The sequence below is a fragment of the Nocardia sp. NPDC004654 genome, assembly GCF_040609595.1.
Lineage (GTDB): Bacteria > Actinomycetota > Actinomycetes > Mycobacteriales > Mycobacteriaceae > Nocardia.
Window position 1 is genome coordinate 462,303 of the sequence record NZ_JBEXKI010000004.1, and the last position, 19,181, is coordinate 481,483.

12 protein-coding genes, 1 tRNA gene and 1 pseudogene are annotated in these 19,181 nt (G+C 66.1%); 7 read left to right on the forward strand and 7 right to left on the reverse strand.

Features of this window, described 5'->3' with window-relative positions; genetic code table 11:
• Positions 1–56 precede the first annotated feature (56 nt).
• Positions 57–9,413 carry a fatty acid synthase subunit beta domain-containing protein gene (locus ABZV58_RS16435; RefSeq protein ID WP_355000944.1) on the reverse strand — a complete coding sequence of 3,119 codons (9,357 nt, stop codon included), beginning with the start codon at positions 9,411–9,413 and terminating at the stop codon, positions 57–59.
• A 389-nt stretch (positions 9,414–9,802) separates the two neighbouring features.
• Between ABZV58_RS16435 and ABZV58_RS16440 the strand changes: the two genes are divergently transcribed.
• Both ABZV58_RS16440 and ABZV58_RS16445 read left to right on the forward strand, forming a co-directional pair.
• Positions 9,803–9,887: transfer RNA gene (locus tag ABZV58_RS16440), tRNA-Leu, on the forward strand.
• 100 nt (positions 9,888–9,987) lie between these two features.
• Positions 9,988–10,452 (forward strand): hypothetical protein, encoded by a 465-nt coding sequence (locus ABZV58_RS16445; protein WP_355000945.1) that lies wholly within the window; start codon positions 9,988–9,990, stop codon positions 10,450–10,452.
• A gap of 72 nt (positions 10,453–10,524) precedes the next feature.
• Here ABZV58_RS16445 and ABZV58_RS16450 read toward each other — a convergent pair.
• Positions 10,525–10,680: pseudogene (locus ABZV58_RS16450) on the reverse strand (zinc ribbon domain-containing protein); the annotation flags it as partial.
• Positions 10,681–10,751: 71 nt separating this feature from the next.
• Between ABZV58_RS16450 and ABZV58_RS16455 the strand changes: the two are divergent.
• The 5 genes from ABZV58_RS16455 to ABZV58_RS16475 all read left to right on the forward strand — a co-directional run bounded on the left by ABZV58_RS16455 (position 10,752) and on the right by ABZV58_RS16475 (position 15,613).
• Complete coding sequence (locus tag ABZV58_RS16455) at positions 10,752–11,486, forward strand: hypothetical protein (protein WP_355000946.1); 735 nt, start codon at positions 10,752–10,754, stop codon at positions 11,484–11,486.
• On the forward strand, positions 11,483–12,127 hold the full coding sequence (locus ABZV58_RS16460; RefSeq protein ID WP_355000947.1) for a 2'-5' RNA ligase family protein: 645 nt from the start codon (positions 11,483–11,485) through the stop codon (positions 12,125–12,127). Before ABZV58_RS16455 ends, ABZV58_RS16460 begins: the two co-directional genes overlap by 4 nt.
• A 140-nt stretch (positions 12,128–12,267) precedes the next feature.
• Positions 12,268–12,837, forward strand: a complete 570-nt coding sequence (locus ABZV58_RS16465) for a hypothetical protein (RefSeq protein WP_355000948.1) — start codon at positions 12,268–12,270, stop codon at positions 12,835–12,837.
• Positions 12,834–14,189 carry a nucleotidyltransferase gene (locus tag ABZV58_RS16470; RefSeq protein ID WP_355000949.1) on the forward strand — a complete coding sequence of 452 codons (1,356 nt, stop codon included), beginning with the start codon at positions 12,834–12,836 and terminating at the stop codon, positions 14,187–14,189. The genes ABZV58_RS16465 and ABZV58_RS16470 overlap by 4 nt, the downstream gene beginning before the upstream one ends.
• Positions 14,190–14,209: 20 nt before the next feature.
• Positions 14,210–15,613 (forward strand): hypothetical protein, encoded by a 1,404-nt coding sequence (locus tag ABZV58_RS16475; RefSeq protein WP_355000950.1) that lies wholly within the window; start codon positions 14,210–14,212, stop codon positions 15,611–15,613.
• 20 nt (positions 15,614–15,633) lie between these two features.
• Here the strand turns inward: ABZV58_RS16475 and ABZV58_RS16480 are convergent, their stop codons facing one another.
• The 5 genes from ABZV58_RS16480 to ABZV58_RS16500 all read right to left on the reverse strand — a co-directional run bounded on the left by ABZV58_RS16480 (position 15,634) and on the right by ABZV58_RS16500 (position 19,170).
• A complete protein-coding gene (locus ABZV58_RS16480) occupies positions 15,634–16,146 on the reverse strand; it encodes a hypothetical protein (protein WP_355000951.1) in 513 nt (170 codons plus the stop codon).
• Between the two features lie 22 nt (positions 16,147–16,168).
• On the reverse strand, positions 16,169–16,396 hold the full coding sequence (locus tag ABZV58_RS16485; protein ID WP_355000952.1) for a hypothetical protein: 228 nt from the start codon (positions 16,394–16,396) through the stop codon (positions 16,169–16,171).
• A gap of 157 nt (positions 16,397–16,553) precedes the next feature.
• Positions 16,554–17,117, reverse strand: a complete 564-nt coding sequence (locus ABZV58_RS16490; protein WP_355000953.1) for a GNAT family N-acetyltransferase — start codon at positions 17,115–17,117, stop codon at positions 16,554–16,556.
• Entirely contained in the window at positions 17,114–18,091 is a 978-nt protein-coding gene (locus ABZV58_RS16495) for an ABC transporter substrate-binding protein (RefSeq protein WP_355000954.1), read from the reverse strand. The genes ABZV58_RS16490 and ABZV58_RS16495 overlap by 4 nt, the downstream gene beginning before the upstream one ends.
• A 23-nt stretch (positions 18,092–18,114) precedes the next feature.
• Positions 18,115–19,170: an iron ABC transporter permease gene (locus tag ABZV58_RS16500; RefSeq protein ID WP_355000955.1), complete on the reverse strand. Its 1,056-nt coding sequence runs from the start codon at positions 19,168–19,170 to the stop codon at positions 18,115–18,117.
• Positions 19,171–19,181 lie beyond the last annotated feature (11 nt).

The window sequence follows — 19,181 nt, forward strand, 5'->3', positions numbered from 1 at the left end:
CCGCCGGGTCCCGGCCGCCCGCGCCGGACGGCCTGAGTGAAGGGTAGTGGCCGAAGTCACCGATCCAAAGAGGCATCGCCCTCGAGTTGCCCGACGATGACCGCGCCCGTGCCGCAACCGAATCCGTCGGCACGGTAGGCGCCGTCCGCGCCGAGGCGAGCCTGCGGCGAGAGCAGCATGTCCGCCTCGAGCTGGCGAATCCGCTTGGCGGGCGTGCCTTCTCCGCCGAGCCGCCGGTCCGCGGGCCGCTCGTACAGCGGCGCGCCGCCGCACATGGCCTCGACGAACCGTTGCCGACCGGCCAGCTGACGCTGCTCGGCCTGGCGCTGGTACTCCTCGCGCCGCGCGGGCTCGATGGCCTGGAGGAACGCCTGCGGGTGCACGACGGCGAGCAGGCCCGAGACGTGCCCGAAACCGAGCGAGGTCACCAGACCGGCCTTGAGCGGGAATCGCTCGCCGAAGCGCAGCGGCTCGCGCGGCCACACCAGGTGCGGGTAGGCCTGCATCTTCTCGTCGACACAGTCCAGACTCCGGTTCGGCGGCACCACACCGGTTTCCAGCACCTGGCACAGGCCGATCAGCTGGAACGCGGCCGCACCGCCCTTGGCGTGTCCGGTCAGGCTCTTCTGCGAAACCACGAACAGCGGCGCGCCTTCCGAACGACCGATCGCCCCGGCCAGCCGCTCGTGCAGCTCGGACTCGTTGGGATCGTTTGCCGCGGTGGAGGTGTCGTGCTTGGACACCACCGCGATCTCGTCCGGTGTGAGGCCGAGCTTGCGCAGCTCCGCGGCGAACCGAGACTCGCGACCGCCGCGACCCGCGCCGAGCGCACCGAGGCCGGGCGCCGGGATCGAGGTGTGCACGCCGTCGGCGAAGGACTGCGCGTAGGCCACCACGCCGAGCACCGGAAGACCCATTTCCAGCGCCACGTCACCGCGGGCGAGCAGCACGGTGCCGCCACCCTGCGATTCCACGAAGCCGCCGCGGCGGCGGTCGTTGGCGCGGGAGAAGTACCGGTCGCTGATGCCCTTGGCGCTCATGGTCGCCGAATCCGCGGTAGCCGACATGTCACCGAAGCCGACGATCCCCTCGATCCCGAGGTCGTCGTAGCCGCCCGCGACCACGAGTTCGGCCTTGCCGAGCCGGATCTTGTCGACGCCTTCCTCGACGGACACCGCCGCCGTGGCGCAGGCCGCCACCGGGTGCACCATCGCGCCGTAGCTGCCCACGTAGGACTGCACCACGTGCGCGAGGGCCACGTTCGGCAGCGCCTCCTGCAGGATGTCGTTGGGCCGCGGCTCGCCGAGCAGGTTGTCGACGTAGAGCGAGCGCATCGAGGACATGCCGCCCATGCCGGTGCCCTGGGTGTTGGCGACCAGCGAGGGGTGCACCCAGCTCATCAGCTCGGCGGGGCTGAAGCCGGAGCCGAGGAACGCGTCCACCGTGCAGACGATGTTCCACAGCGCGACCCGGTCCACCGAGGCGGCCATGTCGGCGGAGATGCCCCAGATGGTGGGATCCCAGCCGGTCGGGATCTGGCCGCCGACCGTGCGCGAGAGCTTGGCCTTGCGCGGCACCCGGATCTCGGTGCCCGCCTTGCGGGTCACCGTCCAGTCGCCGGAGTCCGGCACCGCCGTGACGACGGTGTGCTCCGGATCGGCCGCGTGGAAGGCGCGGGCCTCGGCCTCGCTGCCGACCGTGAACGACAGATCCTGATCGAGGAAGACCGAGGTCATCAGCGGCGCGGTGTTGTCGAGCATGGCGCCGTCGTCCTCGTAGCGGCGGATGCCGCAGCGGGCGACCACGGCGTCGTGGTAACGCTCGGCCACTTCGTATTCCGGGACGTAGTCACCGGATTCGGCGTCGTACCAGCCCGGCTTGGGATCGTTCTCCCAGGTCACCATCCCGGTGGTCCAGGCGAGTTCGAGCACGCCCGCGGCGGAGAGCTCGTCGGAGACCTCCATCTCGAAGCGGGTGCGCGAGGAGCCGTAGGGTCCGAGTTCGGCCGCGCCGACGATGACCACCATGTCGGCCAGGTCGGCGGTGACCTCGCCCCATTCGGGCACCGGCAGCGCCGAGGTCATGGTCGGCGGGGCGGGCAGGGCCGGAATGGTCGCGGCCGCGGCGGTTTCCGCGGATTCCGCCGCCTCCTGCTCGGCCGCTTCCTTGGCCAGCGCGGGCAGATCCAGCTTGGCCCTGGCCAGTCCGCCGGTCAGGTCGATCTGCTGCGGACCGGTGACCGTCACCTGACGGGCCCGCGAGGTGCACCACTTGAGCAGCTCGTCGGCCATCTCGGTGGTGGACCAGGTCTGCACGCCCGCCTTCTCTACGGCCTCGACCATCGGGTCGTTGTGGCCCATCAGGCCGGTGCCGCGCACCCAGCCGATCAGCGCGTGCACCAGCGTCACCCGCGTCGACCAGGACTTCTCGGCCCGCCACTTGGCGACCACCGCGTCGAGCGCGGCCTTGGACTCACCGTAGGCGCCGTCGCCGCCGAACATGCCGCGGTTCGGCGAACCGGGCAGCACCACATGCAGTTTCGCGTCCACGTCGTGATCGGCGCCGAGCTTGGACAACCCGCCGATCAGCCGCTCCACCGACCAGAGCAGCACGCGCATCTCCATTTCGGCGCGCGCGCCCGCGTCGGCCAGATCGCCCGCCACCCGCGGCGCCGCGAACGGCAGCAGCACGGTCGGCGTCATGGCGTCCTTGATCTTGACCTTCGCGCCGCCCGCGTTGTCGACCTGTTCGCTGCCGACCCAGTCGATCAGCGCGTCGACGTCCTGGTAGGAGGCCATGTTCGCGGGCACGACCCACAGGGCGGCGCCGTGCCTGGCGTTCTCGCGGTAGAGCTTCTTGTAGAAGCCGAGACGGTCGTCGTTCAGGCCCGAGGTGGTGACGATGACGGTCGCGCCGCCGCCGAGCAGGCGTCCGGTCACCGCCGCGGCGATGGAACCCTTGCTCGCGCCGGTGATCACCGCGATGTCGTCGGACCACAGGCCCGGCTCCTCGGTGGTACGCGCGGCCTCGGCGATCCGCTCGTACAAGCCCGCCAGCACCGAGCGCGCCTCGTGCTTGGCCTGCTCGCGCCACCATTCGGCCTGCGCGGCAACGGCTTCGCCCGCACCGAGGAAGCCGATGACCGAGCCGTCGGCCGTGTGCGAGTCGTCGAGCAGCCACAGCCGCGCCAGATCCTCGCGCGCGGTCGCCCAGCGGTCGTCGATCAGCACCGCCTTGCGTGCGTCGAACGCGGGCGCGACCAAACGCGGCCAGTCCGAACCCAATTCGGCCGAGACCAGGTCGACCAGCGTGTCGTCGGTGGCCTCCGGCGCCGACACCCGATCGGTGAGGCCGAGCTGCTCCAGGATGACCCGCGCCGCCGAGGCGAGCACGCCGTCGCGGCCGGTGATCTGCTCGGTGAACTCGCCGAGCGCCGCCGCGTCGACCGTGGCGCCGCCGCCACCGCCCGCCGTGGGCAGCGACACCGCGACACCGCGCCGGGCGGCGACGGCCTGCACGGCCGCGTCGATGGCGGCGTCGACCGAGGCCGCGTCGTTCAGCGCGCCCGAGACGAGTCCGCCGAGATCGCCGCCGCGCACGCTGGCGCCTTCCCGAGTGCCGAGCGAGACCTCGGCGGTGACGTGGCTGGCCCAGCCGTCGCCGAGTTCCCACACCTTCTTGACGCGCTCGGCGATCGCGGCGGGCCGCTTGCCGGACGGGCCGAACACCTTGCGCAGGTGGTCGTTGATCGAGTCGGAGAGCACCGAACCGAACGGCTTGTAGGTGCGCGCCAGCCGCTCGACGGTGGCCGAGAGCGCGCCCATGTCGGCGTCGGCCGCGCCGTCGATGGCGCCGAGCGAGAGTTCCGAGCCGAGGTCGACGAGGAGCTGGTTGCGCCGCGAGGAGACGCCGTCGCAGAGGCCCTCGATGGTGTCCACCGGGCCGATCTGGTCCAGCCGCAGCTTGGTCCACAGGGCGATGAGCACCCGGGTGGCGTCGGCGGCGGTGAACAGGATGTCGTCGGGACGGGGACCGCCCGAACTCGCGACCGGGGCCGGTGCGGCCACCGCGGCGGGCGCGGCGGCGGCCGGGGCTGCGGTCTCGGCCGGGGTCTCGTCGGGCTCGTCGACCGGGGCGGGGTCGGTGTCGGTCGCGTAGACGACCGCGGCCTCGCGCTCGATGTTGAGCACCTCGACGGTGGCGGTGCCGAAGCTGGGCAGCTTCAGTGTCTGGCTGGCCAGGTTCGCCACGGTCGGCGTCGCGCCGAGACCGATCTCGACGAACCGCTCGACACCGAGCCCGCCGTTCTCGGCGTCGGTGAACAGCAGGTCCTGAGTCTCGATCCAGCGCACCGGGCTGGCGAACTGCCAGGCGAGCAGCTCGACCAGCACCACACGGCACAGATCGGTCGGCCGAGCCGCCCAGCTGTCGAAATCGGCGAGCACCGCGGCGAGCGGTTCCGAGGGCACCAGATCCGCGATCTCCTGGACGAAATCGCGCTCCAGCGAGAACGGCCTCGGCACCAGGTTCGGAACGTAGCGGCCGACCAGCACGTCCGGCCGCAGGTCGGCGGGCAGCAGCTGCTCGAGCTTCTGCCGGAACTCCGGCACGCCCTTGCGCAGCACGGTGGAGTGGAACGGCACGTCGATGCCGGGCACCAGGATGAACGCCCGCTTGCCGCCGAATTCGGCCCGGCGGCGGTCGATCTCGGTCTCCAGCGCGTCCAGGCCCGCCACCGTGCCCGCGATCGCGTACTGCGAGCCGCGCAGGTTCAGGTTGACGACCTCGAGGAATTCGCCGGTCTGCTCGGACACGCCTTGGACGAAGCCGATCACGTCCTCGTCGGGCAGGCCGATCTGCGAGGGCCGGATGGCGGCCATCCGATAGTCGCTGCGGCCCTGGGCATCCCGCGGCACCAGCTCGTGCATCGCCGAACCGCGCTGGAACACCACCTCGAGCACCGCCTCGAGCGGCAGCACCCCGGCGACCGCGGCGAGCGCGTTGTATTCACCGACCGAGTGGCCCGCGAGCATGGCGCCCTCGACGAACGCACCCGCCTCGCGCAGCTCGGCGACCTGCGCGACGCCCAGGGTCGCCATGGCGACCTGGGTGAACTGTGTCAGGTGCAGCACGCCGTCCGGGTGCCGGTGTTCGACGCCGCGCGCCTTGAGGTAGGTCGGGTTGTCGCGCACCACGGCCAGGATCGAGAAGCCGAGCGCCTCGCGGGTGTGCTTGTCGGCGCGTTCCCAGATGTCCTTGGCCGCTTTGGACCGCGACCGGGCGTCCAGACCCATCCCCTTGCGCTGGATGCCCTGCCCCGGGAAGGCGTACACGGTCTTCGGCGCCTTCGTGCGGCCGGTCGCGGTCATCACGAGATCGCCGCCCGTGCGGCAGGAGACCTCGACGATCTCGCTGCCCGCGTCGACGGCGATCCGCTCGACCCGCACGTCGATCTCCGCACCCGGACGCACCATGCCGAGGAAGCGCGTGGTCCATGCGGTGAGAGTCCGTGCGGGAACCGAGCTTTCGGGATCCACGGCGGACACCGCGTGCTGCGCGGCGGCCGACAGCCACATGCCGTGCACGATCGGGCTGCCCAGCCCGGCGAGCTTGGCGGCGTTGTCGCTGGTGTGGATCGGGTTGTGATCGCCGGACACCGCGGCGAAAGCGTGCATGGCGCGCGGCGCGACGAGGGTGACGTCGCGGCGACGGCGTCGGGGGGTGTCGGTGGCCGACGCGGCGGTGCCCGCGGCCCGCGGCGGGTCGGCCAGTTCGCCCGCGCCGTTGCGGCCGCGGATGGCGAAGCGCTCGCTGAGCCGGGCCAGCGGCACCACGTCCAGGCCCTTGTCACGCATCTCGCCGACGGTGACCTCCACCTCGACGACGCGGCCCATGTCGGTGTCGAGCACCGACTTCGACTCCGCGCGCACCACGAGAATGCTCGTGGTGCTGGGCAGTTCGCGCAGCAGCTCGATCTGGTGGTCGAGGTGCACCAGGTCGAGCATGCCCTCGATGACCGAGCGCGCGTCGCCGGTGCGGGTGGCGCCGAGCACCGCGAACACGGCGGGCCAGCAGGCGCCGACCAGCACGTCGGGCGCGGTGCGGCCCAGCGTGCTGAGCGAGGCGGGCAGACCCGCGCCGGTGACACCGGCGTGGTCGGCGATCAGATCCGGGGTCCAGGCCAGGTTGACGTGCGCCGCCGAGCCCTTGACCTCCGGCAGCGACTGCCCGGCCGCGACCGCGAGCAGCGCCGCCATGGCGGCCTCGGCGTCGGCCTCGGTGACGACCGGCGCGCCGCCGTTGTAGATGGAAACGGGCACGGTGATCCGGATGCGCACCGCGTCGCTGCGCAGCAGCGGGACAGTCAGCTCGACGTAGGAGTGGTCGGCCTCCGGACCGGTGGTCTCGACCAGAGTGGCTCCGGTGCGCGGGTGCACGGCGCCCTTGCCGTCCACGGTCCATTCGGTGTGGTCGCCGAGCCGGTGCACCGGGTTCACGGTGGTGCGGCCCGCCCACTCCACGTCCGGTGCGGCCAGCACCGCGTCGATCGGGCCGCTCGTCACGCCAGCAGCACGGCGCGCGTCGATCGGGGTGGGCACCACGCCCTCGCGCACCAGCGAGTAGGCGGTGTCCTGCTCGAAGCGATCCAGCAGCTCGCCGACCGGCTCGTCCACCCGGGTGATGCCCGCGACGGACACGGTGCCGGGGATGACGCACACCTGATCGGCGGAGTAGCGCGGATCGTGCGCCTGCCACAGGGAATCCGAGCGCCACCAGCGCCGCACGTCGGCGTCGACGACCGGCACGAAGTTGACCGGCTTGCCGGGCGTCTTGCACAGCGCGATGAAGAACGGCACGTCGGCGGGGTGCAGCAGGGTCTGCTCGGCGGCCGGGTACTGCTTCTTCAGCGTGCACAAGGCGTCGACCGGGCGCTCGAACGCCTCGTCGTCGGCGAACAGCGTCGGAATCTCGCCGCGGTCGGCCGGGTGCAGCCGGGACTCGGTGCGGCGCATCATCTCCGCGAAGCGGTCGCGCCAGGTGATGTCGAGCCACACCGAACGGGTGGCGTCGAGGATGGCGTCGCCGAGGTCGCTGCCGCAGTCGAAGTCCTTGCGGCGGTCCAAGCCGACGGCCAGCTCGACGTAGCGCTCCAGCCATTCCAGATACGTCATGGCGCCGAGATCGCCGAAGTACGGCTTGGCCGTGCCATCGAGGGCCTCGATGATCTCCGCGCGCCGGGCGGCGACCGCGTCGGCGTCGCCCGCGACCTCGTCGAGCAGGCGGCCGGTGCGCGAGGCGGCGTTGTCGATCTCGTGGATGTCGGCGCCCAATTGGCTACGGCCCGAAGCCATTCCGCCGGACGCGGTACCCGCCCCGACCCAGTCCGGGGTTCCGGGGGTGTCGACGAGCAGCTGCTTGACCTCGGGTGCGGTGGTCGCCTCCAGCGTCGCCATCGCCGCGGTGCCGACCAGCACGCCGTCCAGCGGCATCACCGGGTAGCCGTGCGCCTGCGACCACGCGCCGGTGAGGTATTCCGTGGCGCGCTCGGGGGTTCCGATGCCGCCACCGACGCAGACCACCACGTTGGCGCGGTTGCGCAGTTCGGCGTAGGTCTCCAGCAGCAGGTCGTCCAGGTCCTCCCAGGAGTGGTGGCCGCCTGCTTTGCCGCCCTCGATGTGCATGATCACCGGGTAGTCCGGCACCTCGTCGGCGATGCGCAGCACGGCGCGGATCTGCGCGACGGTGCCCGGCTTGAACGCGACGTGCGAGATGCCGACCTCGGTGAGCTCCTGAATGAGCGCGACGGCCTCGTCGAGCTCCGGGATGCCCGCGGTGACGATCACACCGTCGAACGGAGCGCCCGCGCTGCGGGCCCGCTGCACGAGGCGCTTGCCGCCCAGCTGCAACTTCCACAGGTAAGGATCGAGGAACAGCGAGTTGAACTGCACCGCGCGACCGGGCTGCAGCAGCTTCTTCAGCTCGGCGACCCGGTCGGCGAAGATCTGCTCGGTCACCTGGCCACCGCCCGCGAGCTCGGCCCAGTGGCCCGCGTTCGCCGCGGCCGCGACGATCTTGGCGTCCACGGTGGTCGGCGTCATGCCCGCGAGCAGGATCGGCGAGCGACCGGTCAGCTTGGTGAACGCGGTCTCCACCACGATCCGGCCGTTCGGCAGCCGCACCGGGCGCGGCGCGTAGTCCGACCACGGCCGTGCCTGCTCCGGAGCCGCGCCGGGGGTCAGCAGGCTGCGCTGGCCCGGGCGGGTCGCGGCGGCGACGATGCCGACGCCACTGCCCTTCAACGTGCCGCCGGTGATACGGCTGAGCAGATCGCCGGGGCCCAGATCCAGAATCCACTGCGCGCCCGCGTCGACCATGTCGTCGACGGACTGCACCCAGTCCACCGGGTCGACCAGGATGGACTTGGCGAGCGAACCGGCCAGCTCCGCGTCCAGTCCGCACTGGGTGGCCCAGCCCGCCACCATTTCCACCGTCTCGGCCAGGGCCGGATGATGGAAGGCGACGTCGACCAGCACGTCCTCGAAGACCGGGGCGAACACCGCACCGCCGCGCACCTTCGCGTCGCGGGCACGGGTCTGCTCCTCGGAAATCTGCGTGCAGCGCTGCCGCACCCGCTCCAGCTGCGTCGGGGCACCCGAGAGCACCGCCCTGCGCCGCCCGTTGCGGATCGAGACCACCGCTGCCGCATCGGGATTCACGCCTTCGGCGACCTCCGCGACCACCGCGCGCAACTGCTCGGGATCGACGTTGGATACCGCCACCATCGGCGACCGCTCGCCCACCGGCATCAGCCCGCGCCTGCGCGCCACCAGATTGCCCGCGGCGCCGATCAACTGCGCGATCGCCAGCAGCTCCGCGTCCCGCGCGCCGCCCGATCGCACCGCCGCGGCCGCCAGCTTGCCCTGCGAGTGTCCGACGACGGCGACCGGCGCGTGCTCGGCGAAATCGAGACCCTGCAACCGCAGCGCCCGAAGCGCGGCCAGCTGCGTCAGCAGCACGCCCGGCATCGAGACGGACGCGGACCGCAGCACCTGCTCCGAAGGCGCCGCCGAGGTCTCACCCTGCTCGGTGTCGACCAGTTCGTCCTCGAGCATCCACCCGATCGGGTCGAACCCGACGGGACGGACCACAAGTAGTTGTGCCGCAACGGGTTCCAGCAGCGCGGCCGCCTCGTTGACCAACGCGGTCAGCTCCGGCTCCAGCGCGCTGTCGCGCCCGATCTCCTCCAGTTCGCCGAGCCACTGCGCGCCCTGCCCGCCGAAGGCCAGCGCGTACGGCGTCCCGTTCAGCAAACGATCGAGCAGCGGCGATCGCACGCCGGCTGCCTGCCCGGCAGTCCTGACCACCTTCGCGCTCGCTCCGGTTCCGGTCTCGGTGCTCTCGTTGATCGTCAAGACGCTTCGACTTCCTTCTCCTGGCGACATGCCCGTAGTCGACACGCCGCTTCCTATAGGTGCGCGGGTCGTCCTCGACCTCTAGGCCTGATACGGGCGAGGATGGCACAAAATCATGAGGAAATCCTCACGTTTGGCTCGTCGGCGCCCTCTTACCGCCCGGTATTTACGTACGTCCGTACCAGAATTATGAAAAACATGACCCGTCCTCATGTTTGAACCCGCTGGTCCACCCGGTTACCAACACGTATGAAACATGAGTGCCCCTCATGTTGACCGTTATCTAATCGTTATAGTCCCTGGTCGTGTTACCGGCCAGTACGACACTCCTCACAGAAGCTTCGCGATCTCGGTCAAGCCCGGTAGAGTTTGGACGGTCGTACCATCAAGCGCGAGTGGCGAAATTGGCAGACGCGCCAGATTTAGGTTCTGGTGTCCACGGACGTAGGGGTTCAAGTCCCCTCTCGCGCACCAGGTTATTACCTTTCAAACCCGCACCCACCGGTGCGGGTTTGTTGGTTTCCGGGCTCCTGCAGATGATCTCCATCACTTCCACGCCATCCGCAGCCACTCGTTGGTCGTCCGGGTCGGTAACGTCGGTCTGACCTGCCCGAACGGCCTCGATCTCGCCCACACTGGCGGCGATCAGTTCACCGCCCAGCAGGGTCTTGAACGGTTCGGCCAGCTCGATGTGGACATGGTCCTGTTCGAGGTAGACCTTCTCGAAGAATGCTTGGTTGAACAGGCGACGGACGCTGGAACTTGCTTCCAGATAGCCCGCATGACAGTTGCTGGCGTAGTTGAGCGCGGTGCGCAGATTGTTCTCAACGACCTCGATGCTGAGCAAGCTAGCCTCCAGGCGGATCTCGATCCGGGCCAGTTGGTCGGCGATGCGGTCCTGTTCGTCTTTCATGAGGTCGAGCGGGATCGCTCCGGCGTAGTGGGCTTGCAGCAGCTTCGATCGTTCATCGAGCAGGCGCTTCCGTTGCTTCTCCAGGTCATGAGCGTCGCGGTCGGCTGCCTGGCGGCTGATCGATAGTTCGTCTCGGAGGCTGGTCTCGACCCTCTCCCTCAGTCCGGTCGTCAGTTGGATCGTCTTGTATTCCTCCTCGACCAGTTCCTCGACGTGTTCGATGAGCACTGCCTTGCGCGTGCAGTCGTTCGCCTTCTGGTGGCGGCCCAGGCACACGAAGTACGGATACACGGTGCCGTGACGGTTCCTGGCGTGGGTGACGATCAGCCTGCTGCCGCATCCGCCGCAGAACACGGTCGCTCGACGAACTCATCAGCGAGTGCGGCCATCCCGTACAGCGGAGTCAGCATTTCGGAATCGCCAGCATGACCTCTGGACTGCTTGGCTACATCGCGGTTGGCTGCGCTCACTTCTCGCTTGCGCGGGCCTACTGCCAGGAGTCCTTCCAACTCGGCGACTACGCCCAGGACAGCAATCTGGCGGCATGGGCACGCGGCCTGCAAAGCTTCTGCGAATACTATGCGGGCCGATTCGACAACGCACTGCACTACGCGGAGGACGGCCTTGCGCGCAATGCGACCGGACCTCAGAGTGTTCGGTTGGCGATCAACGGCGTGGCTCGCGCCAGCGGAAAACTCGGCGACATCGACGGCGTACACCGTGCGGTTGAGGCGGCGTATGAACTGCTGCCGCGGAGCGATGCGCCGGTAGGGGTTCCGTCCAGCATCTCGCTGGAGAGTTACAGTCCGGCGCAGATCGCCGGGAACGCAGCCACGGCCTATCTGTCGTTGGCGAAACCGGACAGGGTCGAGTACTTCGCTGACCTCGCCTTGTCGGAGATGAGCGACGCCAATTCGCCGTGGGGCCGTTCGCTGGTAATGATCGACGTGGCACGGTCGCACGTCCTGAGCGAGGACGCTGACCTGGACGCCGCGGTGGCGATCATGCACGAAGCGCTCAGTCCAACGCGCGGTAGGCTCATGCTGCAAGTTCAGCGGCGGGGTTCGGAGTTCGTGCGGGATGCTGCCGCCCGGTGGGGTACGACGCCGGAACTGCGGACAGTGGAGGACGTGTTGGCAAGCAGCCGTGAGGAGCGATGACGAGCACAACGGACGGTTTGCGCCTGCAACCCCGTGAAGACCGCAGCGGCCCGCTTGGTCACTATTGGTTCCTGACCTTCGAGCACGCGCCGGAACTTCATGCGCTGACGAAAACCTGCCAGCAGGCGATCGATCCGGCCTACTTCGAGGCGACTCCCGTTGACGGACTTCACCTCACACTCGACCGAATCGCCTTCGACGGAGCGAGCACACCGGAGCAACGCGCATCCATCGCAGCAACTGCACGCCGGGCCTGTGGCGACCGGACACCACTCACGCTCACGTTCAAGCGGCTGACCAATCTTCGCGGTGCGGTTGGCTTCGCTGTGTCGCCTGCCGATCAGGTTCGCGACCTACGCGAAACACTGAGGGCAGCAACACTCTCCGCCTTTCCGGGCGCAACCGTCAGGGACTCGTCCTCCGTCCCGCATGTCACCATCGCGTACCCGATCTTTGAGGAGCTGTCTGCACGAGCTGCTGCGACCGCAGACGCGATGAATGCGTCGATCGAGGGGGTCGATGTCGTGGTGTCGGAGGTCGTCATGGTGGCGCTGGAGCAGCGCGGGAATCTGTATTCATGGCAGGTGGCTGCGCGGGCTCCGCTCAGAATCACGAGCGAAGATTCGCCGACACACCCGTAGCTTGCGCGTTGCTGTCGGTCTTCGGGTGCATACTACGGAGTGGTCTACACTCAGACACCCTCAAAGGAGAGCATCGGATTTTGCGAATCTAGCACAGCTTGTCAGAAACATACGTTAAGCGCATAATAAACTAGGTAAAATTGCGCACAAATTTGCGCTTCAAAAGGGGAACAAGAATTAGCGCCGATCTCACGGATACTGAAGTCAAGCTCATTTTAGCTGGAGCCGCCGCCGCCAGCGCCATCGCGGTTGCAATATTTTCCGCCTTCGCAACGCGGATTTTTTCTCAACGTGATCGTCGGCGTCAGATGTACGGCGAAGCCTTTCGTGCAGCGTTGGAATGGCGTGAGATGCTGTATCGAGTGAGGCGACGCAACAACACTGACGAATGTGATCGAGCCATAACTGATAGGTTCCATGATCTTCAGGAACGTCTCGACTACTACGAAGGTTGGATCGGCAGTGAATCCGAATACATGAGGCGGAGTTTTAGAAAGCTGGTTTCGGCGTCTAAGAGCGCAACTCTGCCGCATATCAGAGACGCATGGGATCGACCGGGCAAGACTGGTAACTCTGATTCATCGGATGTCCACCCCAATATAGATCCTAACGTGCGTCGGAAATTTCTTCAGGACGTGCGCGACCATCTTTCTTTTCAGCCTTGGCGCTGGCTTCGTATTATCATCCGGAACTGGCAGGAGGTACCGTGAGTTTACGGTCATACTTTGCAAAGTTTTTAGACGATATCTCGCTGAAGCAGAGGCAAGTTGACCGGATAACCAGCGCCTCCAATGCCTTGATAGACTTTCTGCAAAAAGCGTATAGCTTGAGTAATGAAGAAATCTTTCTTCAAGGCTCATACGCCAACGGCACTGCGGTCAAGCCTGTTGACGGAGGTGAATACGACGTCGATATTGTCTGCGTCTCGGTCAAACACGACGAATCTGCGGATGAGGCGATCAACGACCTATTCGACACTCTTCAGGACCACGGTCGCTACAAAGACAAACTGACACCAAAGAAGCCGTGTGTGCGGATACAATACGCCGACGACGATATCGGCCAGTTTCACGTCGATGTCGTACCAGTGAGGGTTAGCCAGACGGATAAGGCACCGCTTGATGCGCCGCGAGCTGGCGATGGCTGGCATCCGACCGCACCCAATGAATACACGAACTGGTGTGAGCAGCAGGGGTTGGAGTTCCGGCAGACTGTGCAGATGCTCAAGCGCTGGCGTGATGAGCACCAGGAAGTACGTGGTGCTATTAAGTCAATCGTACTTCAGGTCTTGATATCTCAGCATCTTCCAGCGGATGCTGTCGATGATGCCGATCGCGTTGCGCAAACCATCCTTGGTCTACACAACGAATTGTCCTCGCTTGAATCGCCTCCCGAAGTCTGGAACCCCGTCATGGACATAGGGGTCGAGAATCTCGCTAAGCGGTGGAGCAAGGAGTCTTTTGCCAACTTTAAGACAGAATTAGGCGAAGCTGCTGGACTGGTGAATGTAGCTGCCAATGCTGACACGCTAGTTGAGAAGGTTGATGCTTGGAAAGAACTCTTTGGAGATGCATTCCCGTCGGTCGACAAAGGTGTGTTCAACGTCCAACTTGCGGACACGTCTCATGCGCAATCACCAGAGGCAAAAGGTTGGCTTGAGATGCTGGATTCTCGCTACGAAGTGACTCTTGAAGCCTGGTCGCAGCGAGGCAACAAAGGCCGAAGCATGCGCTATCCTAGCGATGGCGGCCTACTATTCTCTGGTAGATTTATCCGTTTCAAGGCGACTCGAACAGGTCCGACCACTTCGAGTGTGTGGTGGCGAATTACCAACACAGGCAAACATGCTCGGTCAAGCACGAAGGGGCTGCGAGGCGAATTTATACGAGGAAAAAAATTGTCGGGCGGTGTGTCGGATGATCCGACAGTGAACTGGGAGCGTACATCCTACACCGGTAGTCATCTTGTTGAGGTATTTCTCGTGGTGAACTCTCGCATTGTGGCCAAAAGTACCGCATTCAAGGTCAATATCTTCAACCCGCAAAATATTTGGCAGCCATAGTGAGAAGGACGATCTAGAGCATGCGACTGCTATCCCTCGACTACGACCCCGTCTACGGTGGCGACGATAGTGATGACTGCGACCGCGAATCTTTCAGTAGTGACGTTAGCGTATTTGACTACGATGTTGTGATCTGGGATCCTGAAAGTACGTTGAACAGTTACTTGCAGTCCGATTCCTATTTCAGTGAGTCCTATTTCAAGAATCTACCACGACTGAGCGATCATGCCTCTGTCAGTCTTAAATCAGATATCTCGCGTCGCAGGTCGGAATTCGCCGAATTCCTAAAGTCGGGGCGTACTGTGATAGTAATCGTTCGCCCACCGCAGGAATGTTACATTGCAACGGGAGAAAAACGATATTTCGGCACTGGTCGCAATCAGAAGGTTACGCCCATAGTAGAAAAAATAGACATATGGGATGCGTTTCCGATTACCGACCCGCAGCTGACACGTGCCGCTGGTAATCGCATTGGCATCGATGGCGAAGGTGCAATTTCGTCTTTCTTGCGTAAGTACAAGCATCTCCTCAGGTATGAAGCTGTCATGTCCGCGCCTCCTGGAAAACCTGTCGCATCCGTCATAGGAACCAATCGTATTGTTGGATCAGTCCTCCAGACCAGCGATGATGGTGTGCTCCTCCTTTTGCCTCCGTTCGGATTGTCGGATGGTAGGGATGGGGAAACGGGGGAGATGACGTGGAAAGAAGAGTCGGTAGAAGTACAGCAAGACCTATTAGCAGCAATCGAAAAAATAAAAGCGAGGGTTGTCGAAGCGCGTCCGGCGTGGGCGACTAAGTACTCCACAAAAGATCAGCTTGCGCTTCGCGATGCCGTCGTAAAGCAGCAAAATCGTGTTGAGACGGCCCGCGCAAAGCTGTCCACGCTCCAGCAAAAGGAGGAGCAAGGGCAATCTAAGGACCAGCTCTTTCTTGGCACTGGTCGCGCTCTTGAACTGGAAGTAAAAGCAGTGCTTGAGTTGCTCGGCGGGGACGTCACTGAACCCGAACCGGGACGGGATGACTGGAAGGTCAAGTTTGACTCACGGAATGCCGTCGTTGAGGTAAAAGGGGTAAATAAGAGCGCCGCTGAGAAGCATGCCGCGCAGCTCGAAAAATGGGTGGCTGGCGAGTTGGAGGCGACGGGCACAGCCCCGAAGGGCATCCTCATAGTGAATACCTGGCGAGAAACCGATCTGTCAGCGAGGACTGAGAAGGATTTTCCCGACCAGATGCTTCCGTACTGCGTTAGCCGCGACCATTGCCTAATGACAGGGCTCCAACTTTTCGCGATTCGTAGCGACATCGAAACCGCCCCATCGCGCGCCGAATACTGGCGAGACAAGATCCTCAAAACTGCGGGGGTGATCGAGGGGGCCGACGACTGGCGATCGGTTCTTGTCCAGACGGATTCGGATGAGGGATGACTCTTATAATCGCGCGCTGCCTAATTTTTGCGCTGCTTCCTCCTATTCTGGATTCTCCGTTGCGCCTGTCGATGACTCCGAAGGGTTACACCTGCGCGGACGAGACTCTTGCTAATCGTTGTGGTCGTGACCTCGAACTTCCTGGCGATCTCTCCTGCTGACCAACCACTGGTGTATAGCCACGCGACTTCATCGACTTGTGTCGGAGACAGCTTGAAACTTCCATGCTTCTGAACGCCGCAGCTTTTTAGGTGGGTGTCGACCGTTTGCGTATGCATTCCCCACTCACGCGCAAGAGCAGCGATTGTTGCTCCGGCTTCATACTGCGCTACCAACTTCTGCACTTCTTCCGGCGACAGTTTTCGGTTCGGCTTGTATCTACGCCGCTCGGGCTTTGTCGATGTCACCTTGTGTACGAGCTTCTTGCGTGGAACACGAGCGGGATGTTCGCCGACCTTGTCAATGAGACGTTCCAGAGCACGCGGCACATTTGAAAGGGTTTGGGTTAGGCGCACCAAAGCGAGTTCTTTCAAACTTTCATGGTTTGAAAGAGGTTCACTTAGGTGCACAAAAACCTGGCAGATTTGCCGCATTCGCCGGCTGTGTGTTCGAGCGCAGAAGTAGTCCCTCGTCCAGGCGAATGGTGTCGCCGGCTGCGACAGCTTCGAGATGGTTCAGGAGCAAGTCGACGGCCCTGCGCAACTCGGTCAGGGATACCTCGGGTTGCCATTCGGCCAGGAGAATCATCATGTCCGGGATCCGGCGAATGCCCTGGATCGGCATTGCGGCTCGTCGCGGAAGTCAGGTCTGGACCGGTACGCAGCCGGGCTCGAGTGATCGGTCGGGAGGCGCCGGGCATACGGGCTTCGTGACCGGTCGGCCGCGCAGACGGGCGCGCGTTGGCGCAACGTCCGCGCGGCCGTGGCCTCGAGCCGAGCTACTACCGCACGGCGTGCTCTCGTCGCGCGGTGGCGGCGTGCCGGGGCAGCGGGATGTCGAAATGCACCGTTTGGAATCCCTCGCCGGGGGTGCGTGCGTCGTGCACCAGTCGGGCGCAGCTCTGCCAGAATTCGAGAGCGCCGGGTGTGCGTGCGTCGGTGTGCAGGTACAGGTCGTCGAATTCCGGGGTGGCGTCGACGTATTCGACCGCCGTTGCCACCAGTCGGCGGGCCAGGCCGCGCCGCTGGTGCTCGGGGCGGACATAGACGCGGAACAGCTGGGCGGTGCGTGGGTCGGGATAGCGCTCGGTCAGCCAGCGCGGGTGTGGTGGGCGCGGTCCCTGGGCGCGGATAGCCGTGGTGGCCACGATGTGTCCGGCGTGTTCTGCTACCCAGAGGCGGTTGAGCGGGTGACGCAGGTAGGCCGACTCGGGATCGATTACGTCGTCGTGGTATTCGGGCAGGTAGCCGATGCCGAAGACGTGGTAGAAGGTGTCGAGCATGACGCTGCGGGCGCCTGCCACGTCGGCGGGCCCGGCCAGGCGCACCACGTAGTCCGCGCTCACCGCTGACCGCCCAGGGCGCGGTCGAGAATCTCGAGACCTTCCACGGCGACCGGTCCCGGCCCCGTGTAACCGAAGGGCACCGCGATGATGCGGTTGTCCCGGACCGCGCGCAGTCCGGCGAATTCCGGGCGCTCCTTCAGAGCCGCCGTGGCCGACTCGGGGGTCTGCGTGCCCTGGGTGAGCAGGATGATCACTTCGGGATCGCGTTGGATCAGCGTCTCCGTGTTGGCGTCGAACTGGCGCTTGGCCACATCGCCGAAGATGTTGTCCAAGCCGAGCATCCGCATCTGGGTGGCCACCGTGCTGGTGCTGCCGTAGGCGCTGACCTTGGCACCGTCACGGGAGATGATCAGGGCGGCAGCGGGTTTCGCCGACGTGCTGGCCGGTTGGTGCTTGGCGGCGACGGCGGCCACTCGGCCGCGCAGTTCGGCGGTGGACGCGGTGGCGGCGTCGGCGGTGCCGAACAGCTTGCCGTAGAGCTCGATGTCGGCGAACACGTCGTCGAACGTGCCCGCGGCGTCGCGGCAGTAGCCGCGGGTGACCAGCAGTGGGATGTTCACCTTCGCCAAGTCGTCGGGGGTGACGGCCGCGCCCTCGTAGCTCACCACCAGGTCAGGCGCCCGGTTGATGATCTCCTCGCGCGCGAGTTCGCCGGTGGGGGCGACGATTTCGATGTTCTTCACCGCGTCGGCGTACTGCCCGGGAAGGGGTGCGGTCTCGAAGGTGCGGGTGACGATGCGGTCCGCGGCGCCGGCGGCGGCGATGAGCGGGGCGGCGACCGACCCGACGGTGACGACTCGGCGCGGTGGCGCGGTGAAGGTGACGTCGCGGCCGCAGCTCGAGATGGTCAGCGGGAAGCCGTCGGCAGCCGGGGTGGTGGCGGGCGCGGGGCCCCCGCAGCCGGTGAGGACGGCGGCGGCGAGCAGAGCGGCCGGAAGCGCGGCACGGCGTTGATGCAGGAGACGGGTGGGCACGGGTGGTCCTTTCGAAGGGGAAATCAGTTGGGGGACTGCCGGAATCGCCGAATGAGCACCAGGAGCAGCGGGGCGCCGACCACGGCGGTGACGATGCCCAGCGGCAGCTCGCGCGGCGCGAACGCGGTGCGGGCCACCACGTCCGCGGTCACCAGGAACAGCGCGCCGAGCAGCGCCGAGACCGGGAGAAGCTGCCGGTGCGCGGAGCCGACGCACAGCCGCGCCACATGCGGCACGATCAGGCCGACGAACCCGATCGCCCCGGCGACCGCGACCACGGCCCCGACGGCGAGGGCGACGATGCCGAGCACGAACATCCGGAACCGGACCGGCGACATGCCGAGTGCGCGTGCGGTGTCGTCACCGGCGGCGAGCACATCGAGGCGGGGCGCCAGCAGCACCAGCGTGGCGACGGTGGCGAGGGTCGCGATGGTCGTCGTCGCCACGCTCGGCCATGCCGCCGAGCCGAGCGAGCCGAGCAGCCAGAAGAGCACCGTGCGTGCGCCTTCCTGATTGTCGGAGGCGAAGATCAGGAAGCTGGTGGCGGCGGAGAACAGGTATCCGATGGTGACGCCGCCGAGCAGCAGCCGCAGCGAGGTCATCGCGCCGTTGATGCGCGCGACGGCGAACAGCAGTGCCGTCGCTCCCAGCGCACCGGCGAACGCGCTCGCGGCCAGGGCGCCGGCCGCGACGGAGACCCCGAACAGCAGCGACACCGCGGCGCCCGTGGAGGCGCCGGAGGTGACGCCGAGGATGTGCGGGTCGGCCAGCACATTGCGCACCAGCGTCTGCAAGACCGCGCCGCTGACGGCCAGCGCGGCGCCGACCAGCGCGCCGAGCAGGACTCGTGGCACACGGACCAACCACACGATGGCGTCCTGCGCCGTCGTCCACTCCGCGGTCGCGGGGAACCCGACGGTGTGGTGCCCGACGATGCGCGCGACCGTCACGGGCGGAACCGACACCGGTCCCAAGCCGGTGGCCAGAACCAGCACGAGCAGCAGCAGACCGGTGAGCCCGCCGACCCAGAGCAGGGTGTGCGCGCGGTGCCGGTCATGGCCGAGATCGTCGACGCTCATGCCCGCGCCTC